Origin of the sequence: Methylobacterium sp. J-026, assembly GCF_022829585.1 — a bacterium.
Taxonomy (GTDB): domain Bacteria; phylum Pseudomonadota; class Alphaproteobacteria; order Rhizobiales; family Beijerinckiaceae; genus Methylobacterium.
In genome coordinates this window covers 19,770-34,142 of record NZ_JAKSYC010000069.1, presented here as the reverse complement: position 1 = coordinate 34,142, position 14,373 = coordinate 19,770, and the positions used below count along the sequence as shown (strand labels likewise).

Genomic DNA, 14,373 nt, shown 5'->3' with positions numbered 1-14,373 from the left:
GGCCGTGGTGAGAGGCGCTTTCAACGGGACATGGGACGTGTGATGGACGGTCGCGATCAGACCATCTTCGTGGCGGGCCACCGGGGCATGGTGGGCTCGGCGATCGTGCGCCGCCTGCGGGAGCGGGAGCGCGCGCAGATCCTGACGGCCGACCGGCAGGCCCTCGACCTGCTCGACCAGGCCGCGGTCCGGCGCTTCTTCGCCGAGAACCGGATCGATCAGGTCTACCTCGCCGCCGCCAAGGTCGGCGGCATCCACGCCAACAACACCTATCCGGCCGCGTTCATCCACGAGAACCTGCTGATCCAGGCCAACATCATCGACGCCGCGCATCGGCACGGGGTCGACCGGCTGCTGTTCCTGGGCTCCTCGTGCATCTACCCGAAGCACGCGCCCCAGCCGATGCGCGAGGACGCGCTGCTCACCGGGGTGCTGGAGCCGACCAACGAGCCCTACGCCGTCGCCAAGATCGCCGGCATCAAGATGTGCGAGAGCTACAACCGCCAGTACGGGCGGCGCTACCGCAGCGTGATGCCGACCAACCTGTACGGGCCCAACGACAACTTCCACCCGGAGAACGCCCACGTCCTGCCGGCGCTGATGCGCCGGCTGCACGCGGCCAAGGCGGAGGGCCGCCCGGCGGTCACGGTCTGGGGCACGGGCCGGGCGATGCGCGAGTTCCTGCACGTCGACGACATGGCGCGGGCCAGCGTGTTCGTGATGGAGATGGACGACGCGGTCTACGCGGCCAACACCCGGCCGGACCTGTCGCACATCAATGTCGGCACGGGGGAGGATTGCACGATCCGGGACCTGGCCGAGGCGCTGGCGCGGGTGATCGGCTACGACGGCGCGCTGGAGTTCGACGCGTCGAAGCCCGACGGCACGCCGCGCAAGCTGATGGACGTGTCGCGGCTCAGAGCCATGGGCTGGCGGCCGGAGGTCGGCCTGGAGGACGGCCTGCGCCAGACCTACGCCTGGTTCCTCGACAACCACGCCACCCTGCGGAGCTGAGCGGGGGCCAGCGACCCGCGCGGGCGCGCCGCCATTGACGTATCGATCGGGAGGAGAGGGCTCATGGCCGAGCGGCGGTCCGATGCCGACGAACACATGCGACGGCAGAAGTTCCTGAAGGTCTTCCAGAACTTCGATGCCAACACCCGATTTCCCGCGCCCTACGTGCAGTTCGCCGGGAAGCCGCTGGCGGTCCTGGCCGAGAAGGGCTGGCGCTACGACGTGCTCGGCTACCGCAACGACACGCATGCGGAGCCGCGCCCGCCCTCGGAGACCCTGCGCGTGTTCGTCGTCGGCGACAGCACGCTGGTCGACGGGCAGGTCTTCGCCGACACCATACCCGGCCGAATGGAGACCGGCCTGAAGCGGGTCCACGGCGAGGGCGCGCGGGTCTACAATTTCGGCGTGATCTCGGCCTGCCTGAACCAGATGATCGCCCTGATCACGAGCCGGCTGATGGATCTCCAGCCGGACGTGATCCTGATCGTCGGCGGCGGCACCGACATCTTCCAGCCGTGGAGCTTCGATCCGCGGGCGGGCTATCCCTACAACCAATTCGCCAGCGAATGCCTCTACGAGTACTTCTTCGACCACCGGAGGATGGAAGCCGATACGGAGGAGCTGTCCTACGAGAGCCTGCAGGAGATGATTTTCAACCGTCTCGAGAACCTGCGGGTGCTGACCAACTGGCAGTCGGACATCTGGGAATGGGAGGTGGTGCGGCAATTCGAGCTGTCGTTGAAGCGGCTGGCCCGGCTCGCACCGGGCATCGGCGCACCGGTCCGCTTCCTGCTCCAGCCGACCGTCGTCCGCAAGGCGGAGCGTGTCGGCGAGGAGGCCCACGCCGCCTCCGGTACGTTCCTCGCGTATCTCGACCGGCAATACACGCGCTTCGAGGGCGTTCTCGACCGCCTCGACGCCCGAGGCGGCGCGGACGCGCCCTTCGCGGTGCGGGACCTCGGCCGGCTGTTCGAGGGCGAGAGCCGCCTCCTGTTCACCGACATCGTGCACGTGACCTCCGAGGGCCGGCAGATGATCGCCGACCGGCTGCTGGCGGAGGTCGCCGATGTGCTCGGCGCCCGCGCCGGATCGCCGGCCTAGGCCATGACGGGGCCGATCGTCTTCATCGGGGATTCGATCACCGAGCAATGGGGCTTCCACCGCGCCGCGACCTTCGCGGCCCATGATCTCATCCCCCGCGGGGGATCCGGGCAGACGGCGCGCTGGATCACCATGCGGTTCCGCCGCGACCTGGAGGAGACGGGAGCCCGGGGCGTCCATCTCCTCTGCGGGGTCAACGATATCGGCCGCAACGAGGGGTTCTTCGTCCCCGCCGACGAGATCGCCCGGACCATCGCCGGCATGCTCGACGAGGCGCGGGCGATGGGCGTGACGGCCTGGGTCGGCTCGATCATGCCGGCCGCCCGGATCCCGTGGAACCCGGAGGTGCCCGACGCTCCGTCCATGATCGCGGCGGTCAACGCGTGGCTCCGGGCGCACGCGCAGGCGCACGGCGCCACCTACATCGACTACCATTCCGTCCTGGCGGACAAGTCCGGCGGGCTGCGCCGTTCCTACGGCACCGACGGGCTGCATCTGAGCCGGGCGGGCTACGCGGCGATCGAGCCGCTGATGCTCTCGGCCCTCGGCCGCGTTGCGCCCGGGGCGGGGGCCGACGCCGCTGCCGCACCGGCCCACGGAGCGGCGCAGCGGCGCGTCGCCGGCCTCGCGGCGGTGCTCGCCGCGGTCGCCGCCCGGGTCCGCCGCAACCGCTGATCAGAGACGGCGCACCGCCCCGTGCGCCGCGCTGGTGGTCAGCATCGCGTAGGCGCGCAGGGCCGCGCTGACCTTGCGCTTGCGCGGGGTTGCCGGCTGCCAGCCCGCCGCCGCCTGCGCCGCCCGCCGCCGCTCGAGCTCGTCCGGCGCGACCTCCAGGCGGATGCTCCGGGCCGGGATGTCGATGGCGATGGTGTCGCCGTCGCGCACGAGGCCGATCAGGCCGCCCTCGGCCGCCTCCGGCGAGACGTGTCCGATCGACAGCCCCGAGGAGCCGCCGGAGAACCGCCCGTCCGTGACCAGGGCGCAGGCTTTGCCGAGCCCCTTCGATTTCAGGTAGCTCGTCGGGTAGAGCATCTCCTGCATGCCGGGGCCGCCGCGCGGGCCCTCGTAGCGGATCAGCACGACCTCGCCGGCCGAGACCTTGCCGTTCAGGATCCCGTCCACCGCCGCGTCCTGGCTCTCGAACACCCGGGCCGGCCCCGAGAAGGTCAGGATCGAGGCGTCGACGCCCGCGGTCTTCACGATGCAGCCCTGCTCCGCGAGGTTGCCGTAGAGCACGGCGAGGCCGCCATCCTGCGAGTAGGCATGCGCCGCGTCGCGGATGACCCCGCCCTCCCGGTCGAGATCGAGGTCGTCGAAGCGGGATTCCTGGCTGAAGGCCACCTGGGTCGGCACGCCGCCGGGGGCCGCCCGGTAGAAGGTCTGCACCGACGCGCTCGGGCCCACGCGCACGTCCCACCGCGCCAGGGCGGCGGCGAGCGTCCCGGCCGAGACGTTGCCGGCCGCCGTGTCGATCAGCCCGGCCCGGTCGAGCTCGCCCAGGATTCCCATGATCCCGCCGGCCCGATGCACGTCCTCCATGTGGACATCGGCCACCGCCGGGGCGACCTTGCACAGGACCGGCACCCGGCGGGACAGCCGGTCGATATCGGCCATGGTGAAGGGCACCTCGCCCTCGTGGGCGGCGGCCAGCAGGTGCAGCACCGTGTTGGTCGACCCGCCCATGGCGATGTCCAGCGTCATGGCGTTCTCGAACGCCTCGAAGCTCGCCACCGCCCGCGGCAGCACGCCGGCATCGTCCTGCTCGTAATGGCGGCGGGCGAGGTCGACGATCAGGTGTCCGGCCTCGACGAACAGGCGCCGGCGGTCGGCATGCGTCGCCAACACCGAGCCGTTGCCCGGCAGGGCCAGCCCGAGGGCCTCGGTCAGGCAATTCATGGAATTGGCCGTGAACATGCCGGAGCACGATCCGCAGGTCGGGCAGGCCGAACGCTCGATCACCTCGACATCGGCGTCCGAGATCCGGTCGTCGGCGGCCGCGATCATGGCGTCGACCAGATCGACCTTCCTGGAGATCCCCGGGAGCTGGACTTTGCCGGCCTCCATCGGGCCGCCGGAGACGAACACCGTCGGGATGTTCAGCCGCAGGCACGCCATGAGCATGCCGGGGGTAATCTTGTCGCAATTCGAGATGCACACCATTGCGTCGGCGCAGTGTGCGTTGACCATGTACTCGACGGAATCCGCGATCAGCTCCCGTGACGGCAGCGAGTACAGCATGCCGTCATGGCCCATGGCGATGCCGTCATCGACCGCGATGGTGTTGAACTCCTTGGCGACGCCGCCGGCGGCCTCGATCTCCCGGGCGACGAGCTGCCCGAGATCCTTGAGGTGGACGTGGCCCGGCACGAACTGCGTGAACGAGTTCACCACCGCGATGATCGGCTTGCCGAAATCGCCGTCCTTCATGCCGGTGGCGCGCCACAGGCCGCGGGCGCCGGCCATGTTGCGGCCGTGGGTGGTGGTGCGGGAACGATAGGCGGGCATCGCGAGCTTCGATCGGTTTGAAGGTGCAGGGCTTCTGCGCCCGCCGCCGCGCGGCCGCAAGCGTCGCCGCGGGCCGTGCATCCGTGGCATGCTCCTGGCAGATGCCGGGGTGGAGCGAGGCGTGATGGATCAGGTGGACTTCCTGCGACGGGCGATCGACCAGGGCCAGGGGCGCGTCGAGGCCGACCTCGTCCTGAAGGGGGGCCGCTTCCTCGATCTCGTCACCGGCGACATCGTCGCCTCGGACATCGCGATCTGCGGCGACCGGATCGTCGGCACCTTCGACACGTATCGCGGGCGGCGGGAGATTGACCTGTCCGGCCGCATCGTCGTGCCTGGCTTCATCGACACGCATTTCCACGTCGAATCCTCGCTCATGCCGCCGCAGGAATTCGAGCGCTGCGTCCTGCCCCACGGGGTCACGACGGGGATCTGCGACCCGCACGAGATGGCCAACGTCCTCGGGACCGAGGCCTTCGGTTGGTTCCTGGACTCCGCCGGGACGCTGGCCATGGACCTGCGGGTGCAGCTCTCCTCCTGCGTCCCAGCCACCGACCACCTGGAGACATCGGGGGCGCGGATCTCTGCCGCGGACCTGCTGGCCTTCGCAGGCCATCCCAAGGTGATCGGACTCGCCGAGTTCATGAATTTTCCGGGCGTGCTCGCGGGCGATCCGGGCGTGTTGGACAAACTCGCGGCGTTCCAGGGCCGGCACATCGACGGCCACGCGCCCCTGCTGCGCGGCGCCGCGCTCAACGGCTACATCGCGGCCGGCATCCGCACCGAGCACGAGGCGACGACGCCCGAAGAGGCGATGGAGAAACTGTCCAAGGGCATGACCGTGCTGATCCGGGAGGGCTCGGTCTGCAAGGATCTGCACGCCCTGGCGCCGATCCTGACCGAGCGCACGGCGCCGTTCCTGGCCTTCTGCACCGACGACCGGAATCCCCTGGACATCGCCGAGGAGGGGCATCTCGACCACATCATCCGCACCGCCATCGCCCTCGGCGCCCCGCCGCTGGCCGCCTACCGGGCGGCGTCGTGGTCGGCCGCGCGGGCCTTCGGCCTGTTCGACCGCGGCCTCGTCGCCCCCGGCCAGCGCGCCGACCTCGTGGCGCTCGACGATCTGGAGATTTGCGCCGTCTCGCAGGTCTTCGCCGCCGGGCGACCGGTGGACGCGGCGCTGTTCGACGCGCGGCCCCCCGTGACGCCGATCGGCCGCGGCAGCGTCCGCGCGCGGCGCGTGACGGGCGCGGATTTCGCAGCCCCGGGCTCCGGGCCGTCGACACCCGTGATCGGCGTCGTCCCGGGCCAGATCATCACCCTGCGCCACGATCTGAGCCTGCCCTATGTCGGCGGCGAGCGCCGGGTCGACCTTGATCAGGATGCCATCAAGGTCGCGGTCGTGGAGCGCCACGGCCGGACGCCGCCGGGGGAGCGCGGGATCGGCGTCGCCTTCGTGAAGGGATTCGGCCTGAAGCGCGGCGCCATCGCCTCGTCGGTCGGGCACGACAGCCACAACATCACGGTGGTGGGCGTCGACGAGGCCGACATGGCCGTCGCGGTGAACCGGCTCGGCGAGATCGAGGGCGGCTTCGTCGTGGTCGAGGGCGGCCGCGTGCTCGCCGAGATCGCCCTGCCGGTCGCCGGCCTGATGAGCCTGATGCCGTTCGAGGCGATCCGGCACGCCCTGGTGGCGCTCAGGGCCGCCGCGCGCAGCCTCGGCGTGGTCCTCCCGGAGCCGTTCCTGCAGGTGGCGTTCCTGCCGCTGCCGGTCATCCCGCACCTCAAGATCACCGATCGCGGGCTCGTGGATGTCGACCGGTTCATGCTGATCGATCCTTGAATTTCGATTGCGCACAATCTAAATCGGGGCTGTGCAGCCGGCGGCAGGCCCCTAGATGCCGCCCTTGCCCTGAAACCGGAGATTGCCGATGTCCGTCGACGTGAAGTACCGCACCACCGCCACCGCCACCGGAGGCCGCGACGGCGCGGCCCGGACCGCCGACGGCAGCTTCGAGGTCAAGCTCTCGACCCCGAAGGAACTGGGCGGCGCGGGTGGTCCGGGTGCGAATCCGGAGCAGCTCTTCGCCTCCGGCTACTCGGCCTGCTTCCTCGGCGCCATGAAGGCCGTCGCCCCGTCGCTGCAGCTGAAGGTCCCGGCCGAGACCAGCGTCACCGCCGATGTCGGCATCGGGCCGCGCTCCGAGGGCGGTTTCGGCATCACCGCCGATCTGAAGGTCAGCCTGCCGGGCCTCGACCGCGCCGACGCGCAGAAGTTGGTGGACGCCGCCCATCAGGTCTGCCCGTACTCGAACGCCACCCGCGGCAACGTGAATGTCGGCCTGACGCTCGCCTGAGCGCCTCTATCGATCCGTCCCTCATCCCGAACTGCGCCCGCAATGCGGTGTGCCCTCGGGATGAGGGTGCGTCTTGGACAGTCGCGGGACGACGGCGTGATTCGGTGCGAGCCGTGACTGGCCGAACCCGCGCTCACACTTCTGCGTGCGCCCGCATGCAGACGCCGCGCGCTGCATCCAGCGTCACGCCCTCGAACCGCTCCCCAGTCCGCCGGCCGCAGACGCGAAAAATCTGGTTGGCGGTCATCGGCGAGAGGCCGCGATAGCGAAACAGCCGCGGAACCTGGCCGAGCATCGTGGCGGCGAGGTTCATCAGGAGCGTCGCCTGCATCGGCCCGTGGACCACGAGGTCGGCATAGCCCTCCACCTGCATGGCGTAGGGCTGGTCGTAGTGGAACCGATGACCGTTGAAGGTCATGGCCGAGTAACGGAACAGGAGCGTCGGCGTCGCCGGCACGGACCAGACCGTATCGTAGGCACCCGGATCGTCGCGCTCGGCCGCGGCCGCTGCCCCGGTCTGCGCGCCGGCGGCTTCCCGATAGACGATGTCCTGCCGCTCCCGGATCGCCACGCCGCGGTCGGTGGCGACCGCGTGCTCGACCGTGACGAAGCACAGCCGGCCGCTGCGCCCATCCTTGAAGGCCACATCCCGCACCGTCTCGGTCCGGGTGACGTGGTCGCCCTCGCGCAACGCGGATAGAGTCTCGATCTGCCCGCCCGCCCACATCCGGCGCGGCAGCGGCACCGGCGGCAGAAAACCACCCTTGGCGGCATGGCCGTCCGGCCCGAGGGACTCGGCGGGCGCCGTCTCCGGGGCGAGGCACCAGTGCAGGGCCGGCGGCGCCGTCCCGTCGGCGACCGGCGCCAGATGCGGCGCGAAGGTGGCGCGGAACTCGGCCAGCAGCCGCGGCGTGACGAGGTCCGATTGCGTGCGGGTCCGGCCGATCCAGGCGGCGAAGTCCATCATGTCAGTAGGAGCGCGGCAGGCCGAGCACGTGCTCGGACAGGTAGGCCAGGATGAGGTTCGTGGAGATCGGCGCGACTTGGTAGAGGCGGGTCTCGCGGAACTTGCGCTCCACGTCGTATTCCTCCGCGAAGCCGAAGCCGCCATGGGTCTGGATGCAGACATTGGCCGCCTCGAACGAGGCGTCGGCCGCCAGCATCTTGGCCATGTTGGCCTCCGCCCCGGGATTCGCGCCGCCCTCGTAGAGGGCGAGCGCTTCGCGCACCATCAGCTCGGCCGCGCGCATGTTGGCGTAGGCCTTCGCGATCGGGAACTGCACGCCTTGGTTCGCGCCGATCGGCCGGCCGAAGACCGAGCGCTCCCCCGCATAGGCCCTTGCCCGGTCGATGAACCACTTGGCGTCGCCCACGCATTCCGCGGCGATCAGGATGCGCTCGGCGTTCATGCCGGACAGGATGTAGCGGAAGCCCCTGCCCTCCTCGCCGATCAGGTTTTGCGCCGGGACGCGGAGATTGTCGAAGAACACCTCCGTGGTGGCGTGGTTCATCATCGTCCGGATCGGGCGGATGGTGAGCCCGCTGTCCCGCGCCTCGCGCATGTCGACGAGGAGCACCGACAGCCCGTCGGTGCGCTTCATGCCCTCGGCCCGGGGCGTCGTGCGGGCGAGCAGCAGCATCAGGTCCGAATGCTCTGCGCGGCTGGTCCAGATCTTCTGGCCGTTGACCACGTAGTGGTCGCCCTCGCGGCGTGCCGTGGTCTTGAGGCTGCCGGTGTCGGTGCCGGAGGTCGGCTCGGTTACCCCGAAGGCCTGGAGCCGCAGGCGTCCTTCGGCGATCGCCGGCAGATACGCCGCCTTCTGGGCGTCGGATCCGTGCCGCAGCAGCGTACCCATCGTGTACATCTGGGCGTGACAGGCGCCGCCGTTGCAGCCCGCCCGCTGCACCTCCTCCAGGATCGCCGCCGCCGCGGAGAGCGGCAGGCCGGAGCCGCCGTACTCCTCCGGGATCAGGACCGACAGGTAGCCGCTCTCGGTCAGCCCGTTCACGAACGCGGTCGGGTAGGCCATCTCCCGGTCGAGCGCCCGCCAGTACGGGCCGGGGAAGCCCGCGCAGAGCTTCGCCACGGCCTCGCGGATCTCGGTATAGGCTTCCATGGCAGGCTCCTCAGGCGGTGCGCCCGCCATCGACCGGCAGGTCGACGCCGGTGATGAAGGCGGCTTCGTCGGAGGCGAGGAAGAGGGCCGCCGCCGCGATGTCGCTCGCCTGGGACAACCGCCCGAGCGGGATCGAGGCGATGAACCGCGCGCGGTTCTCTTGCGTATCGGGCATGCCCATGAACTGCTCGAGCAACCCGGTCGCCCCCATGACCGGGCAGAGGGCGTTCACCCGGATCTTCCAAGGCGCCAGCTCCAGGGCCAGCGACTTCGAGGCCAGGCTCGCCGCCCCCTTGGAGGCGTTGTACCAGGTGAGCCCGGGGCGCGGCCGCAGAGCCGCCGTCGAGCTGACGGTCAGGATCACGCCGCCGCCGCCGTCGCGCATGAGCGGCGCCACCGCCCGGACGAAATGGAAGATCGACTTCACGTTCACCCGAAAGACCCGGTCGAACTCGTCCTCCGTCACCTCCAGCAGCGGCTTGTTGCGGTGGGTGGTGCCGGCATTGTTGACGAGGATGTGCGGGTCGCCGAACCGCTCCCGGGTCGCCGCGACGGCGGCCTCGACATCGGCGGCCTCGCCCACATCCGCACCGACCGCGAGGGCATTCGCGCCGATCTCGCCCGCCACCCGCCCAGCGGCCGCCGCATCAATGTCGACGCAGGCGACCCGGGCCCCCTCGGCGGCGAAACGTTGGGCGATCCCCGCCCCGAAACCGCCGCCGGCCCCCGTCACGATCGCGATCTTGCCCTCGAGCCTCATCGTCACCTCCCGTTCGGTCATGCGTTCCGCCCGCTGCTTCCAGGGGGCGCGAACTCGGCCCGGATCCGCGCAGTGTGCTGGCCGATTTCGGGGACCGGACCGAGCGCCCGCACCTGCCCGTCGATCAGCACAGGCGGCGCCACGATCCGGGCGGGTCCGGCCTGTGTCTCGACCACACTGCGCACGAGGGCCGGATGGGCGGCCAAGTCTGCCAGCGTGTTGACGAAGCCGTAGGCGGTCCCGGCGGCCTTCAGCCGGGCCGCCGCCGCGTCGCGGGACAGCCGTACCAGCGCGGCCCCGACCCGGAGATCGACCGCGTCCCGATTGGCCACGCGGGCCGTGTTCGACGCGTATCCCTCGGCGGTGGCGAGGTCGGGGTCCTCCAGCACCGACGCACAGAAGCGGGCCCATTCACGCTCGTTCTGGATCGAGATCAGCACCAGGCTGTCATCGGCCGTGGGGAAGGCGCCGTAGGGGCAGATCGACGGATGGGCGAGGCCGACCCGCTGCGGGACCCGGCCTGTGCCCTCGAAATAGAGCAGCGGCACAGTCATCCAGTCGGCGGCGGCGCCGAACAGGCTCACGTCGAGGGCACAGCCCTGCCCCGAGATTCCCCGGGCGATCAGCGCCTCCAGCACGGCGGCATGGGCATCCATCCCGCAGGCCACGTCGCAGACCGAGACGCCGACCCGGCCGGGCCCGGCCGGATGGCCGGTGATCCCGGCAAGCCCGCTCTCGGCCTGGACCAGCAGGTCGTAGGCCTTCATGGCGCTGTAGGCGTGGCCGGTGCCGTAGCCGGAGATGTCCACGGTGATCAGCCGCGGGTAGCGCGCGCGCAGGTCCGCCGCGCCGAAGCCCGCCCGGGCGGCGGCACCGGGGGCGAGATTCTGGACGAACACGTCGGCCCGGGCGAGGACCGCGTGCAGGAGGCGCGCATCCTCCGGATCCTTGATGTCGGCGACGAAGCTCTCCTTGCCGCGGTTGAGCCAGACGAAGTAGCTGGCCAGCCCGTTCACCGCATCGTCGTAGCCGCGGGCGAAATCCCCCTCCGGGCGCTCGATCTTGATGACCCGGGCGCCGGCATCCGCGAGCCGCGCGGTGCAGTAGGGCGCGGCCACCGCCTGCTCCAGGGCCAGGACGGTCAGCCCGCGCAGCGGCAGGGTCTGGCTCATGCGCGTCCTTTGATTTTAAGCTGCCCCGCGGGGCCGGACCCGGCTCACCTGGGTCAGCCTCGGCCCGCGCCAAGCCGGGTCCGGTGACAGGGCCGCGCTGCCGTGAGCGTCAGACTGGCTTCCGCGTCGCGCTGCGCGCGGGGACGCGGATCACTCCGCCGCGCGGAGCGCGGGCGGTCCCCGGACTTCCTCGACCGGCTCCGCCCCGGGATCGGCCAGGGCCGCGTCCACCGCCCCGGGCTTGTCCCAGAAGGAGAAGCGGTGCGCCAGCCGGTCGAGGTAGATGTAGATCACCGGCGTCGTGAACAGCGTCAGGATCTGGCTGACCGCGAGGCCGCCGACCATGGCGTAGCCGAGCGGCTGCCGGATCTCCGAGCCGGTCCCGGTGGCGAACATCAGCGGGATGCCCCCGAGCAGGGCCGCCATGGTGGTCATCAGGATCGGGCGGAAGCGCAGCAGCGCGGCCCGGCGGATCGCCTCCTCGGGGGTCAGCCCCTCCTCGCGCTCGGCCACGATGGCGAAGTCGACCAGCATGATGCCGTTCTTCTTCACGATGCCGATCAGCAGGATGATGCCGATGAGCGCGATCAGGCTGAAATCGTACCCCGCCCACATGAGCACCGCGAGGGCGCCGACGCCGGCCGAGGGCAGCGTCGACAGGATGGTGATCGGGTGGATGAAGCTCTCGTAGAGGATGCCGAGGATCAGATAGACGACGAACAGAGCCGCCAGGATCAGCAGCGGCACCGTCGAGAGCGATTGCTGGAAGGCCTGCGCGGTGCCCTGGAAGCCGCTCACCACGGTTTGCGGCACCTGGAGGTCGCGCATCGCCTGGCCGATCGCCTCTGTCGCCTGGCCCAGCGCCACGTCGGGGGCGAGGTTGAAGCTGATCGTCACCGCCGGGAACTGGCCCTGGTGGTTCACGGCCAGCGGCGCCACCGGGTCGGTGGTCCAGCGGGCGAAGGCCGCGATCGGCACCTGGCCGCCGCCGTTGGGCGCCTTGATGTAGATCTTGTCGAGGCTCTCGACGCTGCCCTGCAGGGCCGGAAGCACCTCCAGCACCACGTGGTAGCTGTTGAGCTGGGTGAAGTACTGCGCGATCTGCCGCTGCCCGAAGGCGTCGTAGAGGGTGTCGTCGATCAGCTGGGGCGTGATCCCGTAGCGCGAGGCGGCGTCGCGGTCGATCGACAGCGTCAGGGTCGTGCCCCGGGTCTGCTGGTCGGTGGCGACATCGCGCAGTTCCGATAGGGTCTTCAGCCGGTCGAGGATCCGCGGCGCCCAGGTGTTGAGTTCGGCGAGGTCCGGGTCCTGGAGCGTGTATTCGAACTGCGTACGCGAGGTCCGGCCGCCCGTGCGCACGTCCTGCGTGGCCTGGATGAAGGTGCGGATGCCCGCGACCTGATCGAGCTTCGGGCGCAGGCGGCCGATCACCTGGAACGCGTTGACGTCGCGCTCCTCCCGGGGCTTGAGCGTGATGTACATGCGGCCCGAGTTCAGCGCCTGGCCGTTCCCGCCGAGCGACATGCCGACGGTGGCCACCGCCGGGTCGGCCTGGACGATCGCTCCGACCTTCTCTTGGAGCGTCATCATCGCCGAGAAGGAGATGTCCTGTCCCGCCTCGGTGACGCCGATCATGAAGCCGGTGTCCTGCTGCGGGAAGAAGCCCTTCGGGATCGCCACGAACAGGTAGCCGGTCAGCGCCAAGGTGGCGAAGAAGACCAAGAGCGTGACCTTGCGGAATCGCAGGGCGACGTCGAGGGCGTCCTCGTAGACCGAGAGCAGCCAGTCGAACCCGGCCTCGCTCATCCGGTAGAGGCGGCCGTGGCGCTCGGCGTCGTGCGGCTTGAGCAGCCGGGCGGCCATCATCGGCGTCAGCGTCAGCGACACGAAGGCCGACACCGCGATCGTCATCGACAGCACCACGGCGAATTCGCGGAACAGTCGGCCGATGATGCCGCCCATCAGCAGGAGCGGGATCAGCACCGCGATCAGCGACACCGAGATCGACACGATGGTGAAGCCGATCTCGCCCGCGCCCTTGAAGGCGGCCTCCATCGGCCGCATCCCCTCCTCCACGTAGCGGCTGATGTTCTCCAGCACGACGATGGCGTCGTCGACCACGAAGCCCACCGAGATGGTGAGCGCCATCAGCGAGAGGTTGTCGAGGGTGTAGCCCGCGATCCACATCAGCGCGCATGCCCCGAGCAGCGCGAGCGGCACCGTCACGCTCGGGATCACCGTCGCCCAGAAGCTGCGCAGGAAGACGAAGATCACCGCCACCACCAGCACGATGGTGAGCAGCAGGGTGAACTGCACATCCTCCACGGAGGCGCGGATGGTCTGGGTCCGGTCGCTCAGGATCCCGATCTTGATCCCGGCCGGGAGGGTGGAGGTCAGGCGCGGCAGCTGCGCCTTGATGCTGTCCACCGTGTCGATCACGTTGGCACCGGGCTGCTTGAACACCACCAGGAACACGCCGCGCTGGCCGTTGGTCCAGCCGGCCTGCTTGGTGTCCTCGGAGCCGGCCACCGCGTGGCCGATGTCGCGCACGCGCAGGGGCGCGCCGTTCTGGTAGGCCACGATCACGGCGTCCCAGTTCTTGGCCTCGGTGAGCTGGTCGTTGGCGTAGATCGTGTAGCTGTGGCTGCCGCCGTCGATACTGCCCTTGGGGTTGTTGACCGTGGTCAGGGTGAGCTGCGTGCGCACGTCCTCCAGCGAGAGACCCTTGGCCACGAGCTTGGCGGGATCAACCTGGATGCGGATAGCGGGCTTCTGCTGGCCGCCGATGAAGACCTGCGCGACGCCGGAGATCTGGCTGATCCGCTGGGCGAGCTGCACGTCGACGGCATCGTCGACGTCGATCAGGGGCAGGCTGTCGGAGGTGGCCGAGAGCAGGAGGATCGGCGAATCAGCCGGGTTGACCTTCCGGTACGTCGGCGGGCTCGGCAGGTTCTTCGGCAGCTGGCCGCCGGCGGCGTTGATCGCCGCCTGGATGTCGCTCGCCGCACCGTCGATGTTGCGGTTCAGCTCGAACTGAACGGTGACCGTCGAGATCCCGAGGGAACTCGTCGAGGTCATCTGCGATACGCCCGGGATCTGCGAGAACTGCCGCTCCAGGGGCTGCGCCACCGAGGACGCCATCGTCTCGGGGCTGCCGCCGGGGAGCTGCGCCGTCACCTGGATCGTCGGGAAATCCACCTGCGGCAGCGGGGCGACGCCCAAGAGCGGATAGGCCACCACCCCGAGGAACAGGATGCCGACCATGATCAGCGTGGTCGCCACTGGGAACCGGATGAACGGCGCCGAAATGCCGCCCTTCATCGCCGGGCCCGCCCGAGTTGTGA

The 14,373-nt window shown here is 70.2% G+C and carries 11 protein-coding genes; 5 read left to right on the top strand and 6 right to left on the bottom strand.

The features are described 5' to 3' along the window. The first annotated feature begins 42 nt into the window (after nucleotides 1-42). From MKK69_RS07045 to MKK69_RS07035, 3 genes are all read left to right on the top strand, one after another. Complete coding sequence (locus MKK69_RS07045; protein WP_243967044.1) at nucleotides 43-1,014, top strand: GDP-L-fucose synthase family protein; 972 nt, start codon at nucleotides 43-45, stop codon at nucleotides 1,012-1,014. Between the two features lie 63 nt (nucleotides 1,015-1,077). Beyond that, on the top strand, nucleotides 1,078-2,115 hold the full coding sequence (locus MKK69_RS07040) for an SGNH/GDSL hydrolase family protein (RefSeq protein ID WP_243967043.1): 1,038 nt from the start codon (nucleotides 1,078-1,080) through the stop codon (nucleotides 2,113-2,115). A gap of 3 nt (nucleotides 2,116-2,118) precedes the next feature. Beyond that, nucleotides 2,119-2,790, top strand: a complete 672-nt coding sequence (locus MKK69_RS07035) for a GDSL-type esterase/lipase family protein (RefSeq protein ID WP_243967042.1) — start codon at nucleotides 2,119-2,121, stop codon at nucleotides 2,788-2,790. Here the strand turns inward: MKK69_RS07035 and ilvD are convergent, their stop codons facing one another. Beyond that, nucleotides 2,791-4,620: a dihydroxy-acid dehydratase gene (gene ilvD, locus MKK69_RS07030; protein WP_243967041.1), complete on the bottom strand. Its 1,830-nt coding sequence runs from the start codon at nucleotides 4,618-4,620 to the stop codon at nucleotides 2,791-2,793. It abuts the gene before it with no gap. Nucleotides 4,621-4,744: 124 nt separating this feature from the next. On the opposite strand from ilvD, the gene ade reads away from it, so the two are divergent. Next, nucleotides 4,745-6,466: an adenine deaminase gene (gene ade, locus MKK69_RS07025; protein ID WP_243967040.1), complete on the top strand. Its 1,722-nt coding sequence runs from the start codon at nucleotides 4,745-4,747 to the stop codon at nucleotides 6,464-6,466. Between the two features lie 88 nt (nucleotides 6,467-6,554). Next, nucleotides 6,555-6,980, top strand: coding sequence for an organic hydroperoxide resistance protein (locus MKK69_RS07020; protein WP_243967039.1), 426 nt, complete (start codon nucleotides 6,555-6,557; stop codon nucleotides 6,978-6,980). 133 nt (nucleotides 6,981-7,113) lie between these two features. On the opposite strand, the gene MKK69_RS07015 is transcribed toward MKK69_RS07020, so the two are convergent. From MKK69_RS07015 to MKK69_RS06995, 5 genes are all read right to left on the bottom strand, one after another. Then, on the bottom strand, nucleotides 7,114-7,947 hold the full coding sequence (locus tag MKK69_RS07015; RefSeq protein ID WP_243967038.1) for a MaoC family dehydratase N-terminal domain-containing protein: 834 nt from the start codon (nucleotides 7,945-7,947) through the stop codon (nucleotides 7,114-7,116). A gap of 1 nt (nucleotide 7,948) precedes the next feature. Next, complete coding sequence (locus tag MKK69_RS07010; protein WP_243967036.1) at nucleotides 7,949-9,097, bottom strand: acyl-CoA dehydrogenase family protein; 1,149 nt, start codon at nucleotides 9,095-9,097, stop codon at nucleotides 7,949-7,951. A gap of 10 nt (nucleotides 9,098-9,107) precedes the next feature. Beyond that, nucleotides 9,108-9,857, bottom strand: coding sequence for a glucose 1-dehydrogenase (locus MKK69_RS07005; RefSeq protein WP_243967035.1), 750 nt, complete (start codon nucleotides 9,855-9,857; stop codon nucleotides 9,108-9,110). Between the two features lie 17 nt (nucleotides 9,858-9,874). Next, the gene (locus MKK69_RS07000; protein WP_243967034.1) at nucleotides 9,875-11,029 is read right to left on the bottom strand and encodes a CaiB/BaiF CoA transferase family protein; all 1,155 of its coding nucleotides are present in this window, start codon (nucleotides 11,027-11,029) and stop codon (nucleotides 9,875-9,877) included. A gap of 150 nt (nucleotides 11,030-11,179) precedes the next feature. Further along, a complete protein-coding gene (locus MKK69_RS06995; protein ID WP_243967033.1) occupies nucleotides 11,180-14,350 on the bottom strand; it encodes an efflux RND transporter permease subunit in 3,171 nt (1,056 codons plus the stop codon). Nucleotides 14,351-14,373 lie beyond the last annotated feature (23 nt).